We start from the raw sequence: 20,998 nt of genomic DNA, 5'->3' as shown, positions 1-20,998 counted from the left end.
CGGCGCTTGATAGATACCGTTTGGAGGAACTGAATGTCCGGGATTTTTGATGAGGACCTGTTCCTCAAAGGTCTGGCGCAACGCAAAGGAACGCTTGGCGCGGACTACGTCGAACGCAATCTTGCCGCCGCCGATGATTTCACCCGCCCGTTTCAAGAGGCGATGACCGCCTGGTGCTGGGGGTTCGGCTGGGGTGACGATGTGATCGAGCCCAAGACCCGCTCGATGATGAACCTTGCCATGATAGGCGCTCTCGGCAAGATGCACGAATGGGAAATCCATTGCCGGGGCGCACTGAACAACGGGGTGAGCAAGGACGAGATCCGGGCCATCATCCATATTGTCGGCATCTACTGCGGGGTACCGCAGGCGCTGGAGTGTTTCCGGGTGGCGCGCAAGGTTCTGGAAGAAGCCGGACAAATCTGATCCGGCGCAACTTCATCGCAAGGGCCCGGTCACCGGGCCCTTTTCCTTTTCAAGCCCACTCATGTTACCGTTTTTTTCCAGGGATGGGTTTTTCGTTACATTTATCTTGCCGCGAATCATTTTCCCACGTATTACCCGACCAAGCGGTCACCTAATAGTGGCGGAGGAGACGGAGAGAACATGACCATGGACGCATTCATCTGCGACGCGCAGCGCACCCCGATCGGACGCTATGGTGGCGCCCTGAGCCAGGTACGCACCGACGATCTGGCCGCCGTGCCACTGGCCGCCCTGGTCGCGCGCAACCCGCAGGTGGACTGGGCCAGCCTTGACGATGTGATCTATGGCGATGCCAACCAGGCCGGTGAAAGCAACCGCAACGTTGCGCGTATGGCCGCTCTGCTGGCCGGGCTTCCGGTCGACGTGCCCGGCACCACGGTGAACCGCCTCTGCGCCAGCGGCATGGACGCGGTCGGCATGGCCGCGCGCGCCATCAAGGCCGGCGATTACGACATGGTCGTTGCCGGCGGTGTCGAGAGCATGAGCCGGGCCCCTTTCGTGATGCCCAAGGCCACCAGCGCCTTTACCCGCGATAACGCGGTCTATGACACCACCATCGGCTGGCGTTTCATCAACAAGAAAATGCACGAGATGTACGGCACCGACTCGATGCCGCAAACCGCCGACAACGTGGCCGAGGATTACGACATCTCGCGCGCCGATCAGGACGCATTTGCCGCCCGCAGCCAGGCCCGCTGGGCGGCTGCCCATGCTGCCGGTGTCTTTAGCGATGAGATCACTCCCGTGACCATCCCCCAGCGCAAGGGCGATGCCATCGTGGTGGATACAGACGAACACCCCCGCCCCGGCACCAGCGCCGAGCAGTTGGGCAAGCTGAAGGGTGTGAACGGCCCCGACAAGAGTGTGACCGCAGGCAATGCCTCGGGCGTCAATGACGGTGCCGCTGCAATCCTGATGGCCAACGAGGCTACGGCCACCAAGAACGGCCTGACCCCCATCGCCCGCGTGGTGGGTATGTCGGTCGCAGGCGTCGAGCCGCGCGTGATGGGCATCGGGCCGGTTCCCGCCAGCCGCAAGGTACTTGCACGCGCGGGGCTCACCATCGAGCAGATGGATGTGATAGAGTTGAACGAAGCCTTCGCTTCGCAGGGACTTGCCACCCTGCGGGCGCTGGGGGTTGCCGACGATGCGCCGCATGTGAACCCCAACGGCGGCGCCATCGCCATCGGCCACCCGCTGGGCATGTCGGGCGCGCGTCTGGTGATGACCGCGGCCTATCAGTTGAAACGCACCGGCGGACGCTATGCGCTCTGCACCATGTGCGTCGGAGTTGGTCAGGGCGCCGCCCTGATCCTGGAACGTGTGTAAGGGAGGAGAACCCGAATGTATGCGCAGATGATCAAGACCGCCAGCGATGGTGTGAAGTCCCGCGAGGACATGTCCGACGAGGAACGCGCGTTCCAGGACAAGATCGACAATAACATCAAGATCGAGCCCAAGGACTGGATGCCGGACGATTACCGCCGCACCCTGATCCGCCAGATCGGCCAGCACGCCCATTCCGAGGTTGTCGGCCAGCTGCCCGAAGGCAACTGGATCACCCGCGCGCCGACGCTGGAGCGCAAGGCGATCCTGCTGGCCAAGGTGCAGGACGAGGCGGGCCACGGGCTCTACCTCTACTCTGCTGCCGAGACCCTGGGCGAAAGCCGGGACGAGCTGATCAACCTGCTGCACGAAGGTCGGATGAAGTATTCCTCGATCTTCAACTATCCGACGCTGAACTGGGCCGATATCGGTGCGGTGGGCTGGCTGGTCGATGGCGCCGCCATCGTCAACCAGGTGGCGTTGCAGCGCACCTCTTACGGGCCTTACAGCCGGGCGATGATCCGCATCTGCAAGGAAGAGAGCTTTCACGCGCGGCAGGGTTATCACGCGATCATGGCGATGGCCTTTGGCACGCCCGAGCAGAAGAAGATGGCACAGGACGCGGTCAACCGCCTGTGGTTCCCGGCGATCATGATGTTCGGCCCCAATGACAGCGAGTCGACCCACTCGGAACAGTCGATGGCCTGGAAGATCAAGGTGAAGTCTAACGACGAGCTGCGCCAGCAGTTCGTGGATCAGACGGTGCCGCAGATCCTGTATCTGGGTCTGGACCTGCCCGACCCCGGCATCAAATGGAACGAAGAGCGCGGCCATTACGATTTCTCGGACCCGGACTGGTCGGAATTCTTCAACGTGATCAAGGGCAACGGCCCCTGCAACACCGACCGCCTGGCGGCCCGCCGCAAGGCCTGGGACGACGGCCAATGGGTGCGCGACGGCTTGCTGGCCCATTCCCGCAAGAAAGCGGCCGCCCGCATGGCGGCCGAGTAAGACCGAAGACAAAACGCAAAGCATCGCAGCGCGCGGCTCCGGGGTATTGCCACCGGGTTCTTGTCCCGCGCCCAGTCAGGAGGAGATCGACTGATGAAAAACGAATGGCCACTGTGGGAAATCTTTATCCGCGGCCAGCACGGCATGAGCCACCGCCATGTGGGCAGCCTGCACGCCCCCGACGCGGCAATGGCGATCAAGAACGCCCGCGACGTCTATACCCGCCGCAACGAAGGCGTCAGCATCTGGGTGGTCGAGGCACAGCATGTCGCCGCCAGCTCGCCCAGCGACAAGGGCCCGCTCTACGAGCCCAGCGAGAGCAAGGTCTATCGTCACCCGACCTTCTTCGACATTCCCGAAGAAGTGGGGGCCATGTAATGACCCGCGACGAAGCATTCCTGCAATTCTTGCTCAGGATGGGTGACAACACCCTGGTCCTTGGCCACCGGGTCAGCGAGTGGTGCGGTCACGCACCGGTGCTGGAGGAGGATATTGCGTTGGCCAACACGGCGCTGGACCTGATCGGCCAGACGCAGATGTGGCTGGCCCTCGCCGGCGAAGTTCAGGGCGAAGGCAAGAGCGCCGACGACCTGGCCTTTCTCCGCGACGCCTGGGATTTCCGCAACGCGCTGCTGGTCGAGGTGCCGAACGGCGATTTCGGCCGCACCCTGATGCGCCAGTTCCTGTTCGACAGCTGGCACAAGCTGATGCTTGAGCGGCTCAAGGGCTCCACGGACGAACGTGTGGCCGCCATCGCCGAAAAGGCGGTGAAAGAGGTCACCTATCACGTGGAACGCTCGCGCGACACGGTGATCGGCCTGGGCGACGGCACCGAGGAAAGCCATACGCGCATGCAAGAGGCGCTGGATTACCTCTGGCCTTACGTGGGCGAGCTGTTCACCGGCGACGCGGTGGATGCAGAGATGGTTGCGGCGGGCATTGCTCCCGATCCGGCCAGCCTGCGCGCCGATTACGACGCGATCATGGCCGAGGTCATGGCCGAGGCGACACTGAGCATCCCGAAATCGGGTTTCGCCCACAAGGGCGGCCGCGACGGACGCATGCATACCGAGCATCTGGGCCATCTCTTGACCAGCATGCAATGGCTGCAACGCGCCTATCCCGGCGCACGCTGGTAAGCCCATGGCACAACCGTCGGAACAGCAGGTCTGGGATTGGCTCGACGCCGTTCCAGACCCCGAGATCCCCGTGATCTCGGTCGTCGATCTGGGCATCGTGCGCGATGTCGCCTGGGAGGGGGAGACACTGACCGTGACCGTCACCCCCACCTATTCGGGCTGCCCCGCGACCTCGATCATCTCGATGGATATCGAGACCGCGCTGCGCGACCGGGGTATCCGGGATATCCGGGTCAAGACCCAGATATCCCCCGCCTGGACCACCGACTGGCTGAGCGACAAGGGCAAGGTGAAGCTGGAGGAATACGGCATCGCCCCGCCCCGCCCCGCCGGCGGCCCCGAACGCTGTCCGCGCTGCGGCAGCAAGGCGGTCGAAAAGGTGAGCCAGTTCGGCTCGACCCCGTGCAAGGCCCATTGGCGCTGTACCGACTGCCTGGAACCCTTCGACTATTTCAAATGTATCTGAGGAGGACCGGATGGCACGCTTTCACGATCTGGAAGTCACCGACATCCACAAGACGATCCGCGACGCTGTCGTGGTCACGCTGAAACCCGCCAATGGCGCGGCCAGCGAATTCGATTTCACCCAAGGCCAATACCTGACCTTTCGTCGCGAGTTCGAGGGCGAGGAACTGCGCCGCTCCTACTCGATCTGTTCGGGCAAGGATGACGGCGTGCTCCAGATCGGGATCAAGCGCGTCGATGGCGGCGCCTTCTCGACCTGGGCCAACGAAGAGCTGAAGGTGGGCGATACTGTTCAGGCGATGCCGCCGATGGGGGGCTTTCACACCCCTCTCGATCCCGGTGCCGAGAAACAGTATCTGGGCTTTGCCGGCGGCTCGGGCATCACGCCGGTGCTGTCGATCATCAAGACGACGCTGGCGCGCGAGCCCCGGTCGCAGTTCACGCTGGTCTATGCCAACAAGGGCGTGAACACGATCATGTTCCGCGAGGAGCTGGAGGATCTCAAGAACCTCTACATGGGCCGGTTCAACGTGCTGCATATCCTGGAAACGGATGCGCAGGAGATCGAGCTGTTCACCGGTCTGGTGACCGAAGAGAAATGCGGCCAGCTGTTCGAGCACTGGATCGACATCCAGCATGTCGACACCGCGTTTATCTGCGGGCCTGAGCCGATGATGCTGGGCATTGCCGCAGCACTTCGCTCGCACGGGCTGAACGATGCGCAGATCAAGTTCGAACTCTTTGCCAGTGCCCAGCCGGGCCGGGCCAAGCGCAAGGCGGTCTCGACCGAGGCGGCAACAGGTGCCAACCAGACCCGCGCCGCCGTCACGCTGGACGGCTCGACCCAGAGTTTCGACATGCCCAAGGACCTGTCGATCCTGGATGCGGCCCTGCAAAACAGCCTGGATGCGCCTTATGCCTGCAAGGCAGGAGTTTGTTCAACATGTCGCTGTAGGGTGCTGGAAGGCGAGGTCGAAATGGTCGCCAACCACGCGCTTGAGGATTACGAGGTCGAGAAGGGCTATGTGCTCAGCTGTCAGGCCTATCCGCTGACCGACAATGTCGTTGTCGACTACGACCAGTGAGGAGAGAGACATGGCCGAAGATATGACGATCGACAGCTATCTCGCCGCTGGCGGGATGCTGACCAACCCAACCAACGTGCCCGCGCGCTATCGCGCCGAGCTGATGAAGCTGATGGCCACCTTCGTGGACAGCGAACTGGCCGGTGCGGCGGGGTTTGCCGATATCATCAACCAGGGGCCGGGCATCAAGGAGCGCATCGCCGCCGCCAAGATCGTGCTGGAAAAGACCGACAATGCCGACCGCGTGCTGCGGATCATGGGTGAGTTCGGGGCCGATACCCAGCGCTATGCCAACCACCACCCCTGGACCGCACGGCTGGAGCGCGACGCCGATATCGGCGCCGCCCGGACCGAGCAGGACATGCGACTGGCGGTGTTCAACTACCCGATCCAGGGCTGGGCCGACGCGGTGATGATGAACCTGTTGATGGCACGCGCCGTGGTGGTGCAGCTGGCCGATTTCACCATGATCTCGTATCAGCCGCTGGCCGAGGCGTTCCGCGCCATCGCCCCGATCGAGACCCGGCATGGCGAGCTGGCGCTGGAAGGCGCGGCAAAGCTGGTCGAAGACGGCGGTGCCGGGGCCCTGCAAGCCTCGGCCGATTACTGGTGGCCGCGCGTCGCCGCCAGCTTTGGCACCGGCAGCGCCGGGCGGACCGAGGCGCTGCGCGCCATGGGCCTGCGCCGCACGGGCAATGCCGAGATGCGCACCCGCTGGGAGGCCGAAGCCGCCAACCTGCTCGACAGCCTGGGCCTGAAACGCCCGTGAATTGCCGCCGGGGCGCCTAGGCGCCCCGGTATGGCTTTCGGAGACCGGCCCGATCCGCCGGTCTCAAACCACCCGGTTTGCTGCCCGCTGGCTCTGCGAGAATGGCACCGCAGAGTACGCCGGATGGTTCCGCCCTTGGCTTTCCAGGTTATCGCCACGGGTGCGACACGACAACCGGATGGGCGAATGGCGGGGTTGAGTCAATTTTATCGGATGTTGCAGTGTGCGCCAATATCGATGGTGCGCAGATGGCGGGCATTGCAACATCTGGCAAAAGGCTCGCGACTGCACTACATCTAACGGCAACAGATTTTGGATACAGGAATTTCCAGATGTCGCGTTGGGCAGACAATTTCGACGGCCTTACAATTCACAAGACAGTCGAAAGTGCGTTGGAAGCACTCGGTTTTGAAACAGACGAAATGGACAGCAATGCCGCTAGCGAACATCGACGCTTGGTGAAGGCTTTCAATTTTCTCAAGAATATTTTGGATGGGATAGACCCGGAACTATCCCCAGACGCTTTGCTAAACAACGTGGCCAACCACCTCAATCAGCACGTGGTGGCTCAAATCTCAAACTACGTGTCAAATAAAAACGTGCAGCATCTAACGCAAGCAAACGACCAATTCACGTCTCAAATTCCGACCATTTTTCAAATTGCAGGCACAATCAGACCTCAAGAAAGCATGAAGATAATTCGAAGAGTTGAAGCGGCCTATGATAAATTCCGCGAAACCATAGAGAAAACGAAAAACGAATTTGAGAAAGTCTCTGAGGAAAAAGCAACAGAGATCTCTGATTTAGAAGCCAAAACATCTGAAATTTCGACCTCGCTTGAAAACCTTCAAGAGGCTACGGAAAGCCAGATTTCAACTTGGCAATCAGAATTTACAGAAGCGCAGACAGCTAGGGCTGAGGAATATTCCGAGGCTCAAATCGAGCGTGGGAAAGAGTATGATGAAGCCCTCCGCGAGTTTAAATCCGCGTCTGAGAAAGATCGAATAGAAACCACCAATAGACATGATCAAGAGTTGGGAAAGTCTTTCACAACCTACAAAGACAATATCACAGACAAATCAAAGAGCATCGCCGAAATGCATGCTTCTATCAAGAAACTCCATGGCTTGGCGACCAATGACAGTGTTGCTGGTGGATACAAAAAGGGCGCCGATGACGAGCGACAGGCCGCCTTCTGGTGGAGCCTCGTTTCAATGGGCTGCTATGGTTTAATCATGCTCTGGGTTCTGCTTAAAGGCAAACTTGGCTTTGGTGTGGCCAATGTTGACGGCTTGGATTGGCCTCTCATAGTCACTACCATTTCGGTCTCAGCAGTTGCATTTGTAGCGGCGCAGTTTGCGGGAAGGCAGTCCCGTGTGCGCCGAATGAATGAGCAGAGAATGCGTTGGTTCTCGTTTGAAATTGCCGCCATCGACCCTTTCATTTCGTCGCTGCCAATTGAAGAACAGCAAAAACTCAAGCAACAGCTAAGCGAAAAGCTCTTTGGGCAAGATCGTGTGATTGAGGAAAAGCCTTCAAAGGTTCGGGGCCTAGACCCAGAGAGTATCAAGAGCCTAACACAACCCATCACGGAGGCGATTAAAGCCGCCAAGGGGTAGAAAACCAAGGTCCGGTCTGGGCTGGGTTCCGTCATTGGCAGCGAAACTGTGAACGGCGGCTCCATTCCGCGATCCGGACTTTGAAAGCGAGAAGTACCGTGTCGCGCATCATAACAACGCGGAAACTCTTGCGCAGCACGCCCTCCGAAAGGACAAGCGTGCATGTGGAGAGCGGTACCGGTCGCCTCTTCCCCGGGATCAGAGACCCTTGAGCCCGTGCAGCGTCAGGTCGCTGACCATGCGGGCATACTCCTCGCGCGCGGCGGTGTCGGCGCCGGAATTCCACATGTAATACCAGTTCAGCATGCCAAAGACCGACATGGTGGCGCCGCGCAGCTTGCCGGGGTTGCCGGCAAAGGTTTCGGGCGCGATGCCGTTCAGGATATCGCTGAGAAACCCGATCATGTCGCGCTGGTAGCCGCGCAGCTGTTTCTGCTGCTCGTCCGGCAGGGCCGACATGCCGCTGGTCTGCACCCGGTGTTCGTCATCCACACCCTGATAGGCGAGCAAAATCTCTCGCACCACGGTATGCAACCGCTGCGGCCCGCTCAGCCCGTCGATTTCGATCCCGCAGATCCGGTCGCGCAGGTCATGCAGATAAGTTTCGAGGATGTCGAACAGGATCGCATCCTTGCTGTCGTAATAGTGATAGATATTGGCCTTCGATATCCCGCATTCGCGCGCAAGCTGGGTCATCGAGGCGCGGTCAAACCCCTCGCGTGCAAAGACGCGCGCCGCAGACTTCAATATCTGGGCGCGCTTCAGATCGTGGTCCTTGGCAATCGTCCGGGCCAAACCCTACTCCTTGTCGCGGTTGTCGACGACGCGCTTGGCCTTGCCCTGGCTGCGTTCGACATCTCCGGGATTGCCTACAACAATCTCGGTCGAAACGCCAACAATGTCCTTGATCCGCTTGGTCAGCATCCGCGCGGCGGCGGTCTTGCTGAGCTCGTCGGTCATGGTCGGCAGCGCCTCGACATAGACGCGCATCGCGTCCATGCGACCGGCCTTGTACAGCTCGATCTGGTAGTGCGGCGCAAGGCCGCCGGTGGCCATCACCTGTTCCTCGACCTGGCTGGGAAAGACATTGACGCCGCGCAGGATGATCATGTCGTCGCTGCGCCCGGTGATCTTTTCCATCCGCCGCATGCTGCGCGCGGTGCCCGGCAACAGCCGGGTCAGGTCGCGGGTGCGATAGCGCACCATCGGCAGGCCTTCCTTGGTCAGCGTGGTGAACACCAGCTCGCCCATCTCGCCATCGGGCAGCACCTCGCCGGTGACCGGTTCGATGATCTCGGGCAGGAAGTGATCCTCCCAGATCACCGGGCCATCCTTGGTCTCGACGCATTCATTGGCGACACCCGGGCCCATGATCTCGGACAGGCCGTAGATATCGACCGCATGCATGTCAAAGGCCTCTTCGACCTCCTTGCGCATGGCGTCGGTCCAGGGTTCGGCACCGAATACACCCACCTGGAGCGAGCTTTCGCGCGGGTCCATGCCGACCTTGTGATACTGCTCAAGGATGTTGAGCATATAGGACGGGGTCACCATGATGCCGGTGGGTTTGAAATCGGTGATCAGGCCCACCTGTTTCTCGGTCTGGCCGCCCGACATCGGCACCACAGTGGCGCCCAGCCGCTCGATCCCGTAATGGGCGCCAAGGCCCCCGGTAAACAGGCCATAACCATAAGCGTTGTGGATCATGTCGCCCTTGCGCAGACCCGCCGCGCGCAAGGAGCGCGCCACCAGATCGGCCCAGTTCGAAATGTCATTGGCGGTGTAACCCACCACCGTCGGCTTGCCCGTGGTGCCCGAAGAGGCATGCAGGCGGATGATCTGCTCGCGCGGCACGGCAAAGAGGCCAAACGGATAGTTGTCGCGCAGGTCGTTCTTGTAGGTGAACGGGAACTTGGCGAGATCCGCCAGCGTGTTCAGGTCGTCGGGGTGCACGCCCGCCTCGTCGAACCGCTTTTTGTACATCGGCACGTTGTCATAGGCATGGCGCAAGGACCATTTCAGGCGGTCCAGCTGCAATGCGCGGATCTCGTCGATCGAGGCAATCTCGATCGGATCCAGGTCTTCTTTCTTGGGGCTCAGGTCCTTCATGACGTCCTCCTCGCCTTAATCCTCGTCGAACAGCCGGCCCTTGATCGCCCGGGACATGCCCCGGAATTCAGCGATGGTATGGCCGTTCTGGTTGGTCACTTTCACGTCGTAGATACCGCTGCGCCCGGTCAGGCTGACCTCAGACGCGGTGGCGGTCAGCCGGTCGCCCAATTGGCCCGGCGCAATATAGCTGATCACGTTGTGCTGGGCGACGGTCGACTGGTTGCGGCTGTTGCAGGCAAAGGCAAAGGCGCTGTCGGCCAGCATGAAGGTCACGCCGCCGTGGCAGATGCCATGCCCGTTGCAATGGTGTGCCGCGACGGTCATCTCGAGCACCGCCAACCCCTCGTCGACACGGGTAATCTCCATCCCCGCCCATTTCGAGGCGTTGTCGTCCGACCACATGGCCGCAGCCGACCGTTCCGCCCGTTCTTTTGGTGTCATGCTCACTTACCCTGAAACTTTGGCGCGCGCTTTTCCAGAAAGGCACTGACGCCCTCGGCATAGTCGGCGCTTTCACCACAGGTTTTCATGGCATCGGCCTCGAGTTCAAGATGATCTTCGAGCGTGTCGACACAGGCCGCCTGAATGCAGCGCTTGGTCAGGCCAAAGCCCAGCGTCGGGCCATTGGCGAAATGTTCGGCCATGGCGCGGGCCTCGGTCATCAACTGGTCGTCAGGCAGCGCCTTCCAGATCAGGCCCCAGTCCTCGGCCTGTTTCGCGGGCAAGGGTTGTGCGGTCAGCGCCAGCCCCTTGGCGCGCGCCTCGCCCAACAGGCGTGGCAGGTGCCACGAGCCACCGGTATCGGGGATCAGCCCCACCTTGGCAAAGGACTGGATGAACTTGGCGCTTTCGCCCGCCAGCACGATGTCACAGGCCAGCGCGATATTGGCGCCCGCGCCCGCGGCTACGCCGTTGACAGCGCAGATCACCGGGAAATCGAGCGAGCGGATGAGCCGCACCAAAGGCGCATAAAAGGTGCGCACCGTATAGCCCAGATCGGGTGGGCCATCCATTTTCGACGGATCGCGGTCGCCCAGGTCCTGACCGGCGCAGAACCCGCGCCCGGCCCCGGTGAGCAGCACCGCACGGGCGCCATTGTCGCGCGCAGCCTCCAGCGCGGCGCGCAGCGCCAGGTGCATCTCGTCGGTGAAGCTGTTCAGCCGATCCGGGCGGTTCAGCGTGATTTCCACCCAGTTCCCATGATCTTGCGCAAGAATCGTATCGCTCATCTCCGCCCCGCTTTGCGAATGTTTCAACAACCATCTTGCATAAACCGAACGGTTGGTCAATAAATTCTTCGCAATTGATTCTCGACCGGTGGAGGCGGAGCGATGGGCAAGAACGAGGTGGTGTCGGTAAGGCGCGAGGGCGATATCGCCTGGGTCGAGATCGACAGCCCGCCGGTCAACGCAACCTCGACCCCGGTGCGTGCGGGGCTGGCCCGTGCGGTGGCCGAGGTGCAGGGCGCGCGGGTCGCGATCCTGACCTGCGCCGGCCGCACCTTTGTCGCCGGTGGCGACATGACCGAGTTCGACCGCCCCGCCGAGGAGCCGCATCTGCCCGACGTGGTGCAGATGATCGAGGACAGCGAAACACCCTTTGTCGCGGCAATGCATGGCACCGTTCTGGGCGGCGGGTTCGAGATCGCGCTGGTCTGCGCCTGGCGCATCGCCACGCCCGGCACCAAATTCGGCCTGCCCGAGGTCAATGTGGGCCTGATCCCCGGCGCGGGCGGCACCCAACGCGCGCCGCGCCTGATCGGGATGCAGGCGGCCATCGACATGGCCTGTTCGGGCAAGATGCTGGGCGCCGAGAAAATGCTGGCGCTGGGAGGGCTCGACCAGATTGCCGAGGGCGATCTGCGGGCCGCCGCACAGGCTTTTGCCAATGATCTGCCGCCGCGCCCGGAAAAGACCCGGCTGCGGCAGGTAAAGGCACTGGACCCCGAGACACTTGCCGAGACCAAACGCGCCCTGACCAATGCGGCCAAAGGCCGTGCCGCACCGCTGCACAATCTCAACGCGCTGCAATGGGCCGCCCTGCCCTTTGACCAGGGCCAGCCGCGCGAACGCGCCCTGCATCTGAAATTGCGCCAGTCCGACGAAAGCCGCGCCCTGCGCTATGCCTTCTTTGCCGAGCGCCTTGTCGCCCGACCCGATGCCATCGCCGGGGTCGCGCCGCGCGATCTGAGCCGCGTTGCCATTGTTGGCGGCGGGCTGATGGGCGCCGGGATCGCCATGGCCTGCCTGAGCGGCGGTCTGTCAGTTACCGTCATCGAACGTGATGCAGCAGCAGCCCAGGCGGCGCAGGAACGGGTTGCCGGGCTGGTCGCGGCGGGCGTCAAGCGCGGCAAGATCAGCCCCACCGCCGAGGCCGACATGCTGGCCCGGCTCGCCACCACCGACACCTATGCCGATGCCGCCAGTGCCGATCTGGCCATCGAGGCGGTGTTCGAAGATCTGGACGTCAAGCGCGCGGTGTTTGCTGATCTGGCCGCCGTGATGCGCCCCGATGCCATTCTGGCCACCAATACCTCTTACCTCGATCCGCAACTGATCTTTGCCGGTATCCCCAACCCCGCGCGCTGTCTGGGCCTGCATTTCTTCAGCCCCGCACATGTGATGAAGCTGCTCGAAATCGTCAAAACCCCCGATACCACGCCCGAAGTGCTGGCCACCGGCTTTGCCCTGGGCAAGCGGCTGCGCAAGGTCTCGGTCCTGTCGGGCATTTGCGATGGGTTCATCGGCAACCGGATGCTGGCCGCCTATCGGCGCGAGGCGGAGTACCTGCTGGCCGACGGCGCGCTGCCGCATGAGGTGGACGCCGCGATGCGGGCGCAGGGGCTGCCAATGGGGCCGTTCGAGTTGCAGGATCTGACCGGGCTGCAGATTGCCTGGGCCAACCGCAAGCGGCAGGCCGACACCCGCGACCCCGCCGAGCGCTACGAGCGCATCGCCGATACGCTCTGCGAGAAGGACCGGCAGGGTCAGCGCAGCGGCAAGGGCTGGTACCGATACTCCGAAGGATCGCGTTCTCCGGAACGCGACCCCGAGGTCGAGGCGCTGATCATCGACTACTCGGCCAAACGGGGCATCACCCGTCGCCCGTTCAGCGCCGAAGAGATCGCCCAGCGCCTGCTGGCGGTGCTTGCCAACGAAGGTGCGCGAATCGTTTCCGAAGGCATCGCCGAGCGCGCCGAGGATGTCGATATGGTGCAACTGCATGGATACGGTTTTCCCCGGCACCGGGGCGGGCCGATGCATCTGGCTCGGATGCAGGGCTGGAAAAAAACAATTGAAATCATGGAGTTGGTTGCCACCGAAAGCCCCGGATCGTGGGTCTTGGCGACAGGGGGAAACCCATCAGCAGAAATCTAACCGCCGTTGATGGTTACAAAAAGGACCATTAACGCATTCTCGACTCACGTTTTCAGGGAGGAGTAAAACCCATGAAACTGACCAAACTCAGCACCCTTCTGGCCTCGGCGGCGATGGCCGTCAGCGGCACCATCGCGATGGCAGCGGATTACACGCTGACCATCTCCAGCTGGGCGCCCCCGACCCACGGCATCAACGCGATGATGTGGCCCAAATTCGTCGAGATGATCGAAGAAGCCACCGACGGTCAGGTCACCGCCGAGCTGAAGCTGGGCATCGCCCCACCGCCCGCTCAGATGGACCTGATCCAGGACGGCGCGGCCGATCTGTCGATCGTCTTCCACGGCTACCAGCCGGGCCGGTTCGTGGGCTACAAGCTGATCGAGTTGCCGGGTTACGAAGGCTCGGCCGAGGCCGCCTCGGTCGCCTATTGGCGCGCCCATGAGCAGTATCTCGGCAAGGCCGACGAGCATCGCGGCGTCAAGCTGATCGCCCTGCACACCCATGGTCCCGCACAGCTGCACTCGACCACTCCGGTAACCGAAATGAGCCAGATCGCAGGTCTCAAGGTGCGTATCCCCGGCGGTGTCGGTGGCGATGTGGGCACCGCCCTGGGTGCCACCGGCATTCAGGTTCCGGCCCCAAAGGTCTATGAAACGCTCGCCTCCAAGGCCGCCGATGGCGTGGTGATGCCGTTCGAGTCGCGCAAAGGTTTCAAGCTGACCGAGGTTGCCCAGAACGTCTATGAGATGCCCGGCGGCCTCTATCGCGGCTCCTTTGCCTTCATCATGAACGAAGATACCTTTGCCGACCTGCCCGAGGACATCCAGAAGGCGCTGGAGGAAAAGGTGTTCGGCGAGCCGCTGAGCCGTGAGATCGGCAAGATCTGGGACGAGATCGACGCCATTGGCCGCGCCGAGACCGAGGCAACCGCCGGCAACGCGATCAACGCTGCCTCGACCGCCGATCTTGAGAAGTTCGCCGCCATCGCCGCCGAGGTGCGCGAAAAGGTGATTGCCGAGGTCGCCGCCACCGGCGTCGACGCGCAGGCCGCCTATGACCTGATCAAATCGGAAATGGCCGCGAACTGAGCCTTTTCACCGGGGCGGCGGCCACCGCCGCCCCAGCCAGCCCGCCGGAGGAACCCATGACGTCCCTGATCCGGCTTGCCCGCCACGCCAGCTTTGCGCCTGTGCTGGTGGCCTGCCTTGCCCTCTTCATCCTGATGGTGATGACCTTCTGCGACGTGATCCTCAGATCCGTCCTGAACGCGCCCATCGAGGCCGCGACCGAACTGACCCGCATCCTGATGGCGGTTCTGGTGTTTTCGGTCCTTCCCATCATCTCGGTCAACAACGGCCAGATCGCCGTCGACCTGACCGACGGAATCTTTCACCGCCTGCGCCTGGACCGGATCCGCGACGGGCTGATCCATCTGGTCAGCGGCATTATGCTCTACTGGCCAATGAGCAGCGTCTGGGTGCTGGCCGAGCGGTCGCGCAACTATGGTGACGTGACCGAGTATCTGGCGATCCCCACCTATATCGTGGGTTGGTTCATCGCCATTTCGGTGGGTGTCAGCGCGGTTGCGCTGATCGTGACCGGTCTCATGCATCTCTTTGCTCCCCGCCTGCTTTCGGAGGCCCTGAAATGACTGCCGCACTGATCGGTTTTGCACTTGTCCTGGTGCTGGTGCTGCTGCGCCTACCCATCGTCTTTGCCATGGGTCTGGTCGGCACGCTGGGCTTTGCCTATGAGCGCGGCGGCTCGATCCTGGATGAACGCGGGCTCAAGGCCGCGATGTCCATGGTGGGCCGCCAGGTGATGGATACCGCGCAGGATTACGGCCTGAGCGTGGTGCCGCTGTTCATCCTGATGGGCCTTTTCGTCAACAAGGGCGGCATGGCGCGCGAGCTTTATGCGGTGTCGAACGCCTTCATGGGCCATTTCCGGGGTGGCATCGCCATGGCAACGGTTGCCGCCTGTGGTGGCTTCTCGGCCATCTGCGGTTCGTCGCTGGCAACTGCGGCCACCATGTCCAAGGTCGCGATGCCGGAAATGCGCCGTTACGGCTATACTGACGAGCTGTCGACCGCGTCCATCGCGGCGGGCGGCACGCTGGGCATTCTGATCCCGCCTTCGGTCATTCTGGTGATCTATGGGTTGTTGACCGAAACCTCGATCGGCAAGCTGTTCATGGCGGGAATCATTCCGGGTATCCTGGGCATCCTGTTCTATCTCTTTGCCGTGCGCTGGACCGTCTGGCGCAATCCTGCGGCGGGTCCCGCGGGCGAGCGCGCGGGCTGGGGCCAGCGTATCCGCGCGCTGGGGTCGGTCTGGGCGGTGCTCTTGCTGTTCTTCCTGGTGATCGGCGGACTTTATGGCGCCTTCGACTTTCACCCGCTGAACCTGACTTTTTCGCCGACCGAGGCCGCAGGCATGGGCGCTGCGGGCGCCTTTCTGATCGCTCTCTTTCGGGGCGGGCTGACGGTTGGGTCGACCTTTGACGTGCTGAAAGAGACCAGTTTCACCGCCGCGTCGCTCTTTTCGGTGCTGATCGGGGCGCAGGTGTTTTCCAACTTCATCAACCTCGCCGGCCTGCCCGAGGCGCTGATCGCCATGGTCACCGCCTACGATGTGGCGCCGTTCGTGGTGATCCTGATGATCCTCGGCATCTACATCATCCTGGGCTGCGTGTTCGAATCGCTGTCGATGCTGTTGCTCACCGTGCCGATCTTCTTTCCGCTGGTCACCTCGCTCGGCTATGATCCGATCTGGTTCGGCATCGTGGTTGTGGTGGTGACAGAGATCAGCCTGATCACCCCGCCCGTGGGCCTCAATGTGTTCATCCTCAAGGGCGTGGTGGGCGATGTGTCGACCGGCACGATCTTTCGCGGAGTGACCCCGTTCTGGATCGCAGACATCTTCCGGCTGGCACTGATCGTGCTGGTGCCGGTGGTTGTGCTCTACCTGCCCCAGCAGATGGGCGCGATGGGCCACTGACCCCTGATCCGCCGGGCCGAAAGGTCCGGCGGTTTTCTTTTGTGCCCCCTACTATGGTGGAATTTTATTGACCGACCGTTCGGTCACGAATACGATCATACACAATCACGCCCCCGACCGGTTAGACTGGCGGGCGACAGGAACAGGAGACTGCCATGGCCCTTCAACAGATTTCCAGCTTTGCCGCCGGCCAGTGGGTCGCGCCCGGCGCAGGCGCCCGCACCATCGCCTCGGCCATCACCGGTGCACCGATCGCCAGCGCGGGCAATGACGCGCTCGATGTTCTGGCGATTCTCGATCATGCCCGCAACACAGGCGGCCCCGCCCTGCGCAAACTGGGGTTCCATGACCGCGCCCGCTTGATCAAGGCGTTGGGTCAGGCGCTGACTGCCCGCAAGCAAGAGCTTTACGCCGCCAGTTTCGACACCGGCGCCACCCAGTCCGACCACCTGATCGACATCGACGGCGGCATTGGCACCATGTTCGTCTTCGCCTCCAAAGGCCGGCGCGAAATGCCGGACGGGCAGATCTATCTGGACGGCGAGGTGGAACAGCTGAGCCGCAATGGCACCTTCCTGGGCCAGCACGTCTGCACCCCGCTGCAAGGGGTGGCGGTGCATATCAACGCCTTCAACTTCCCTGTCTGGGGCATGCTGGAGAAGCTCGCCCCCACCCTGTTGGCCGGTGTCCCCTCGATCGTGAAGCCCGCCACCAACAGCTGCTATGTCACCGAACTGGCGGTCAGGATCATGCTGGAGGCCGACATTCTGCCCGCGGGCGCCCTGCAACTGGTGTCTGGTGGATTGGGCGACATGCTCGACCATCTGGACTGCCAGGATGTGGTCAGCTTTACCGGTTCCGCCGATACCGCGCTGAAACTGCGCTCGAACCCGGTGATCCTGCAAAACTCGGTGCGTTTCGTGGCCGAACAGGACAGCCTCAATGCCTCGATCCTTGGCCCCGATGCGGAACCCGGCACGCCCGAGTTCGACCTGTTCATCAAGGAGGTCGCGCGCGAGATGACCACCAAGGCTGGGCAGAAATGCACCGCGATCCGCCGCATCATCGCACCGCAGCCGCGTGTCGAGGCGGTGATCGAGGCGCTGAGCGCGCGCCTGTCCAAAACCGTGATCGGCGACCCGCGCGACGAGGCCACCCGCATGGGCGCGCTGGTGTCGGGCGGGCAAAAGGCCGATGTGCTGGCCAAGGCCGCGATCATCGGGCAAGAGGCCGAGCAGGTGTTCACCATGGATCCCGGCCTGTCGGGCGATCTGGCCAACGGTGCCTTTGTGCCGCCGATGCTGTTCCACTGCGCCGACCCCGACCGCGCCCAGCGCGTGCACGATACCGAGGCATTCGGCCCGGTCTCGACCGTCATGGGTTATCGCGACATGGATCATGCGGTGGCGCTGGCCAATCGCGGCGGCGGCTCGCTGGTGACCTCGCTGATCACCCATGACGCCGATGTGGCGCGCGATGTGGTGATGGGCGCGGGCGCCTTTCACGGGCGCATCTACATCAACAACCGCGACTCGATGAAGGAGTCGACCGGTCACGGCTCGCCCCTGCCCCATATGGTGCATGGCGGCCCCGGCCGCGCCGGCGGTGGCGAGGAGATGGGCGGCGTGCGCGGCGTGAAGCATTACATGCAGCGCACCGCCGTTCAGGGCTCGCCCGAGATGCTGGCCCGGATCGGCGGCAAATGGGTGCCCGGCGCGACCGAGGTCGCAGGCCCCGCACATCCCTTTACCCGCCGCTATACCGAGCTGTCGATTGGCGAGACGCTGAACACCGCGTCGCGCACCGTAACCATGGACGATATCGAACATTTCGCCCATTTCACCGGCGACACCTTCTATGCCCATATGGATGACGCCGCCGCCAAGCGGAACCCGTTCTTTCCGGGTCGGGTCGCACATGGCTATCTGTTGCTCAGCTTTGCCGCCGGTCTGTTCGTCGAGCCGAACGAAGGCCCGGTGCTGGCCAATACCGGGCTGGACGGTCTGCGCTTCATGAAGCCGGTTTCGGCCGGGGACAGCATCAAGGTGCGCCTCTCGGTCAAGGCCAAGACCCGCCGCACCGATGAATATGGCGAAGTGCGCTGGCACGTGACGCTGACCAATCAGGATGACGAGCAGGTCGCGGAATACGAGTTGCTGACCATGAACGCCTATTGAGCGCCTGGCCCTGCCGGACCCCCGGCAGGGCCTTCAAAATCCGATTCTCTTCCGTGGGAGAACGGCTTAGACTGAAATCATGACGAACAAGATTTCCTGGTTCGAGACCGCGGCGTTGCGGCTCGCCGATCCCCAGAATCAAAGGGTCTGGTCCATTATCGTTTCGCTCTTCGGCGATCTGGCGCGGCGCCCCGGCGACCTTCTGTCCGGCGGCGCGCTGACCCGGATCATCATACCCATGGGGATCAAACCCGAGGCGATCCGGGTCGCGCTGCACCGCCTGCGCAAGGACGGATGGATCGACAGCAACCGCGAGGGGCGTACTTCGGTCCATTTCCTCACCGATTATGGCCGCACCCAGTCTGACCGGGTCACGCCCCGGATCTACACCCGCGCACCCGAGGTGCCACAGGAATGGCACATCCTGATCGCCGAGGATGGCAGCGGCGCGCAAACCCTGAACGAGATGCTGCTGACCGATACCTATATCGGCCTTGGCCGTCTTGTCGCATTGGGATCGGGTCCTGTACCGGGGGATTGCGAGGATCTGGCCGGGTTCGACGTGACCGCGCGCGCCATTCCCGATTGGATGCAGACCCGGCTCTATCCCGCAGAACTGGGCGCGGCCTGTGCCAGTCTGCATCAGGATTGTGCGGTGGTGAATGCGTCGGCCCGGCCGCCGCACCTGTCACCGCTCCAGATCGCGACCCTGCGCACGCTGCTGGTCCACCGGTGGCGGCGGGTGGCGCTGCGGCATCCCGATCTGCCAACGGTTTTCCAGCCCCCCGGATGGATGGGCCCCGCCTGTCGTGACCAGGTCTTTGCCCTGCTCGACACATTGCCCCTGCCCCGGCTGGCCGATCTGAACCGGGCGGATTGACCTTACGGCAGACTGTCCACATCCGGCGCGAATCCGCTAGGCTTCACAAAGGCAACGACCGGAGGCCGGACAGGATGACAACGCGCGAAACGGACATTTTGATTGTCGGGGCGGGGTTTTCCGGGCTGATCATGGCGATGGAGGCCCGCAAACGCGGCCTTGCCCGGATCGACATACTGGAAAAGGCCGATGATATCGGCGGCACCTGGCGCGAGAACACCTATCCCGGGGTGGCCTGTGATGTCCCCTCGCATCTTTATTCCATGGCAAGCCACCCGAACCCGGGCTGGTCCACCGCCTATGCGGGCGGCGGCGAGATACAGACCTATCTGCAAAGGGTGGCCCGCGACGAAAACCTGTACGACCTCTGTCATTTCGGTCAGACCCTGCGCGCGGCCCGCTGGGACGGCGCACGCTGGCAGGTCGAAACCAATGAGGGACAGAACTGGTCGGCGCGCTTCCTGATCTCGGCCATAGGCGCACTGCATGTACCGAACATCCCCATGCTGCCCGGCGCCGACAGCTTTCCCGGCCCGGCCTTCCACTCGGCCCAGTGGGATCATGCTGTCGAACTGACAGGCAAGCGGATAGCAGTTGTCGGCACCGGCGCCTCGGCAGTGCAATTCGTGCCCGAGATTGCCCCCAAGGCCGCCCAGGTCAGCATCTTTCAGCGCACACCACCCTATGTCCTGCCCCGACCTGATGGGCCAATTGCCCCCTGGGTGCGGCGGCTTTATGCTCGTCTGCCGCTGTTGCCACGTATCCGCCGCGCCCTGATCTATGCGGTGTTCGAATTCCGCCATGCGGTGTTTCGCGGCAAGCCGAGGGCCGTCGATTTTGCCATGCGCATGTGGCAAAAGGCGCTGACCGATGCCATCCCCGACCCCGAGGAACAGGCTAGGCTGACCCCGCCCTATCGCATCGGCTGCAAACGCATCCTCAGTTCCAACGACTGGTACCCGACCCTGGCCCGTGACAATGTCCAGGTGATCCCCCACGGCGTGGCGCGGATCGAGGGCGACACGCTGATCGCCGCCGACGGCACCCGGGTTCACGCCGATGTTCTGATCTGGGGCACCGGGTTCCACGTCACCGACGCCGCCGAGCGGCTGGACATCACCGGACCTGACGGGCTGACCATCCGCGAGGCTTGGTCAGATGGCATGTCCGCGCATCTGGGCACTTCGGTCGCCGGCTTCCCCAACTTCTTTGTCCTGCTCGGGCCGCACACCGGGTTGGGCCACAACTCCGTCGTGCTGATGATCGAGGCGCAGGTCGAACATATCGGACGGCTGTTGGATGCCATGCAGAAACGGCATCTGACCACGATCTCGCCGAAACCACAGGCACAGGCCGCGTTTGAAGCCGAAATGCAGGAGCGATTGACAGACTCGGTCTGGCAGTCAGGCGGCTGTTCCTCGTGGTATCAGGACAGCAGCGGCCGCAACACCACACTGTGGCCCGGCACGGTTGGCGAATATCGCAAACGCATGGCTGGCGCCGGGATCGAACAGTATCTAACCTCGCCCCCGTCGCATAGCTGATCCCG

The 20,998-nt window shown here is 62.7% G+C and carries 20 protein-coding genes; 16 read left to right on the top strand and 4 right to left on the bottom strand.

The window, feature by feature from the left end:
• Window positions 1-33: 33 nt before the first annotated feature.
• The 9 genes from OEZ49_RS03280 (at window position 34) to OEZ49_RS03240 (ending at window position 7,900) form a co-directional block, all read left to right on the top strand.
• Window positions 34-426: a carboxymuconolactone decarboxylase family protein gene (locus tag OEZ49_RS03280; protein WP_263386978.1), complete on the top strand. Its 393-nt coding sequence runs from the start codon at window positions 34-36 to the stop codon at window positions 424-426.
• A 186-nt stretch (window positions 427-612) separates the two neighbouring features.
• Window positions 613-1,815, top strand: coding sequence for a 3-oxoadipyl-CoA thiolase (gene pcaF / locus OEZ49_RS03275; protein WP_263387074.1), 1,203 nt, complete (start codon window positions 613-615; stop codon window positions 1,813-1,815).
• Between the two features lie 15 nt (window positions 1,816-1,830).
• Window positions 1,831-2,823 (top strand): 1,2-phenylacetyl-CoA epoxidase subunit PaaA, encoded by a 993-nt coding sequence (gene paaA, locus OEZ49_RS03270; RefSeq protein ID WP_263386977.1) that lies wholly within the window; start codon window positions 1,831-1,833, stop codon window positions 2,821-2,823.
• 93 nt (window positions 2,824-2,916) lie between these two features.
• On the top strand, window positions 2,917-3,201 hold the full coding sequence (paaB, locus tag OEZ49_RS03265) for a 1,2-phenylacetyl-CoA epoxidase subunit PaaB (protein ID WP_011046505.1): 285 nt from the start codon (window positions 2,917-2,919) through the stop codon (window positions 3,199-3,201).
• Window positions 3,201-3,962, top strand: a complete 762-nt coding sequence (gene paaC / locus OEZ49_RS03260) for a 1,2-phenylacetyl-CoA epoxidase subunit PaaC (RefSeq protein ID WP_263386976.1) — start codon at window positions 3,201-3,203, stop codon at window positions 3,960-3,962. The genes paaB and paaC overlap by 1 nt, the downstream gene beginning before the upstream one ends.
• 4 nt (window positions 3,963-3,966) lie before the next feature.
• Window positions 3,967-4,428 (top strand): 1,2-phenylacetyl-CoA epoxidase subunit PaaD, encoded by a 462-nt coding sequence (paaD, locus tag OEZ49_RS03255; RefSeq protein ID WP_164132791.1) that lies wholly within the window; start codon window positions 3,967-3,969, stop codon window positions 4,426-4,428.
• Window positions 4,429-4,438: 10 nt separating this feature from the next.
• A complete protein-coding gene (gene paaE, locus OEZ49_RS03250) occupies window positions 4,439-5,512 on the top strand; it encodes a 1,2-phenylacetyl-CoA epoxidase subunit PaaE (protein ID WP_263386975.1) in 1,074 nt (357 codons plus the stop codon).
• A 10-nt stretch (window positions 5,513-5,522) separates the two neighbouring features.
• Window positions 5,523-6,281, top strand: a complete 759-nt coding sequence (locus tag OEZ49_RS03245) for a Phenylacetic acid catabolic protein (RefSeq protein WP_234221616.1) — start codon at window positions 5,523-5,525, stop codon at window positions 6,279-6,281.
• A 101-nt stretch (window positions 6,282-6,382) separates the two neighbouring features.
• A complete protein-coding gene (locus OEZ49_RS03240; RefSeq protein ID WP_263386974.1) occupies window positions 6,383-7,900 on the top strand; it encodes a hypothetical protein in 1,518 nt (505 codons plus the stop codon).
• A gap of 198 nt (window positions 7,901-8,098) precedes the next feature.
• Here the strand turns inward: OEZ49_RS03240 and OEZ49_RS03235 are convergent, their stop codons facing one another.
• The 4 genes from OEZ49_RS03235 to paaG are packed head-to-tail and all read right to left on the bottom strand — an operon-like array spanning window position 8,099 to window position 11,241.
• A complete protein-coding gene (locus OEZ49_RS03235) occupies window positions 8,099-8,695 on the bottom strand; it encodes a TetR/AcrR family transcriptional regulator (RefSeq protein ID WP_263386973.1) in 597 nt (198 codons plus the stop codon).
• A gap of 3 nt (window positions 8,696-8,698) precedes the next feature.
• Window positions 8,699-10,009, bottom strand: coding sequence for a phenylacetate--CoA ligase PaaK (gene paaK / locus OEZ49_RS03230; protein WP_263386972.1), 1,311 nt, complete (start codon window positions 10,007-10,009; stop codon window positions 8,699-8,701).
• Window positions 10,010-10,024: 15 nt separating this feature from the next.
• Entirely contained in the window at window positions 10,025-10,453 is a 429-nt protein-coding gene (gene paaI / locus OEZ49_RS03225) for a hydroxyphenylacetyl-CoA thioesterase PaaI (protein WP_164132785.1), read from the bottom strand.
• Between the two features lie 2 nt (window positions 10,454-10,455).
• Window positions 10,456-11,241 (bottom strand): 2-(1,2-epoxy-1,2-dihydrophenyl)acetyl-CoA isomerase PaaG, encoded by a 786-nt coding sequence (paaG, locus tag OEZ49_RS03220; RefSeq protein ID WP_164132784.1) that lies wholly within the window; start codon window positions 11,239-11,241, stop codon window positions 10,456-10,458.
• 102 nt (window positions 11,242-11,343) lie between these two features.
• On the opposite strand from paaG, the gene OEZ49_RS03215 reads away from it, so the two are divergent.
• The 7 genes from OEZ49_RS03215 (at window position 11,344) to OEZ49_RS03185 (ending at window position 20,993) form a co-directional block, all read left to right on the top strand.
• Window positions 11,344-13,389 (top strand): FAD-dependent oxidoreductase, encoded by a 2,046-nt coding sequence (locus tag OEZ49_RS03215; protein WP_263386971.1) that lies wholly within the window; start codon window positions 11,344-11,346, stop codon window positions 13,387-13,389.
• A gap of 71 nt (window positions 13,390-13,460) precedes the next feature.
• Window positions 13,461-14,480: a TRAP transporter substrate-binding protein gene (locus OEZ49_RS03210; protein ID WP_263386970.1), complete on the top strand. Its 1,020-nt coding sequence runs from the start codon at window positions 13,461-13,463 to the stop codon at window positions 14,478-14,480.
• A gap of 56 nt (window positions 14,481-14,536) precedes the next feature.
• On the top strand, window positions 14,537-15,043 hold the full coding sequence (locus OEZ49_RS03205; protein ID WP_164132781.1) for a TRAP transporter small permease: 507 nt from the start codon (window positions 14,537-14,539) through the stop codon (window positions 15,041-15,043).
• Window positions 15,040-16,392: a TRAP transporter large permease gene (locus tag OEZ49_RS03200; protein ID WP_263386969.1), complete on the top strand. Its 1,353-nt coding sequence runs from the start codon at window positions 15,040-15,042 to the stop codon at window positions 16,390-16,392. The genes OEZ49_RS03205 and OEZ49_RS03200 overlap by 4 nt, the downstream gene beginning before the upstream one ends.
• Before the next feature lie 155 nt (window positions 16,393-16,547).
• Window positions 16,548-18,569, top strand: coding sequence for a phenylacetic acid degradation bifunctional protein PaaZ (gene paaZ / locus OEZ49_RS03195; RefSeq protein WP_263386968.1), 2,022 nt, complete (start codon window positions 16,548-16,550; stop codon window positions 18,567-18,569).
• A gap of 79 nt (window positions 18,570-18,648) precedes the next feature.
• The gene (locus tag OEZ49_RS03190) at window positions 18,649-19,449 is read left to right on the top strand and encodes a PaaX family transcriptional regulator C-terminal domain-containing protein (protein WP_263386967.1); all 801 of its coding nucleotides are present in this window, start codon (window positions 18,649-18,651) and stop codon (window positions 19,447-19,449) included.
• A 74-nt stretch (window positions 19,450-19,523) separates the two neighbouring features.
• Window positions 19,524-20,993: a flavin-containing monooxygenase gene (locus tag OEZ49_RS03185; RefSeq protein ID WP_263386966.1), complete on the top strand. Its 1,470-nt coding sequence runs from the start codon at window positions 19,524-19,526 to the stop codon at window positions 20,991-20,993.
• The last annotated feature ends 5 nt before the right edge of the window (window positions 20,994-20,998 follow it).

It is taken from the genome of Ruegeria marisflavi (assembly GCF_025673445.1).
GTDB lineage: Bacteria > Pseudomonadota > Alphaproteobacteria > Rhodobacterales > Rhodobacteraceae > Ruegeria_B > Ruegeria_B marisflavi.
The sequence above is the reverse complement of the archived record's forward strand: the minus strand, read 5'-3'. Positions and strand labels throughout refer to the sequence as shown.

What these genes read in the sequence shown, in the direction of transcription:
- paaZ (WP_263386968.1), top strand. Translation starts at nt 16,548, where the DNA reads ATGGCCCTTCAACAGATTTCCAGCTTTGCCGCCGGCCAGTGGGTCGCG.
- OEZ49_RS03210 (WP_263386970.1), top strand. Translation starts at nt 13,461, where the DNA reads ATGAAACTGACCAAACTCAGCACCCTTCTGGCCTCGGCGGCGATGGCC.
- paaE (WP_263386975.1), top strand. Translation starts at nt 4,439, where the DNA reads ATGGCACGCTTTCACGATCTGGAAGTCACCGACATCCACAAGACGATC.
- OEZ49_RS03280 (WP_263386978.1), top strand. Translation starts at nt 34, where the DNA reads ATGTCCGGGATTTTTGATGAGGACCTGTTCCTCAAAGGTCTGGCGCAA.
- OEZ49_RS03215 (WP_263386971.1), top strand. Translation starts at nt 11,344, where the DNA reads ATGGGCAAGAACGAGGTGGTGTCGGTAAGGCGCGAGGGCGATATCGCC.
- OEZ49_RS03190 (WP_263386967.1), top strand. Translation starts at nt 18,649, where the DNA reads ATGACGAACAAGATTTCCTGGTTCGAGACCGCGGCGTTGCGGCTCGCC.
- OEZ49_RS03240 (WP_263386974.1), top strand. Translation starts at nt 6,383, where the DNA reads ATGGCACCGCAGAGTACGCCGGATGGTTCCGCCCTTGGCTTTCCAGGT.
- paaG (WP_164132784.1), bottom strand. Translation starts at nt 11,241, where the DNA reads ATGAGCGATACGATTCTTGCGCAAGATCATGGGAACTGGGTGGAAATC.
- paaB (WP_011046505.1), top strand. Translation starts at nt 2,917, where the DNA reads ATGAAAAACGAATGGCCACTGTGGGAAATCTTTATCCGCGGCCAGCAC.
- OEZ49_RS03185 (WP_263386966.1), top strand. Translation starts at nt 19,524, where the DNA reads ATGACAACGCGCGAAACGGACATTTTGATTGTCGGGGCGGGGTTTTCC.
- OEZ49_RS03200 (WP_263386969.1), top strand. Translation starts at nt 15,040, where the DNA reads ATGACTGCCGCACTGATCGGTTTTGCACTTGTCCTGGTGCTGGTGCTG.
- paaI (WP_164132785.1), bottom strand. Translation starts at nt 10,453, where the DNA reads ATGACACCAAAAGAACGGGCGGAACGGTCGGCTGCGGCCATGTGGTCG.
- paaD (WP_164132791.1), top strand. Translation starts at nt 3,967, where the DNA reads ATGGCACAACCGTCGGAACAGCAGGTCTGGGATTGGCTCGACGCCGTT.
- OEZ49_RS03245 (WP_234221616.1), top strand. Translation starts at nt 5,523, where the DNA reads ATGGCCGAAGATATGACGATCGACAGCTATCTCGCCGCTGGCGGGATG.
- paaK (WP_263386972.1), bottom strand. Translation starts at nt 10,009, where the DNA reads ATGAAGGACCTGAGCCCCAAGAAAGAAGACCTGGATCCGATCGAGATT.
- paaA (WP_263386977.1), top strand. Translation starts at nt 1,831, where the DNA reads ATGTATGCGCAGATGATCAAGACCGCCAGCGATGGTGTGAAGTCCCGC.
- paaC (WP_263386976.1), top strand. Translation starts at nt 3,201, where the DNA reads ATGACCCGCGACGAAGCATTCCTGCAATTCTTGCTCAGGATGGGTGAC.
- OEZ49_RS03205 (WP_164132781.1), top strand. Translation starts at nt 14,537, where the DNA reads ATGACGTCCCTGATCCGGCTTGCCCGCCACGCCAGCTTTGCGCCTGTG.
- pcaF (WP_263387074.1), top strand. Translation starts at nt 613, where the DNA reads ATGGACGCATTCATCTGCGACGCGCAGCGCACCCCGATCGGACGCTAT.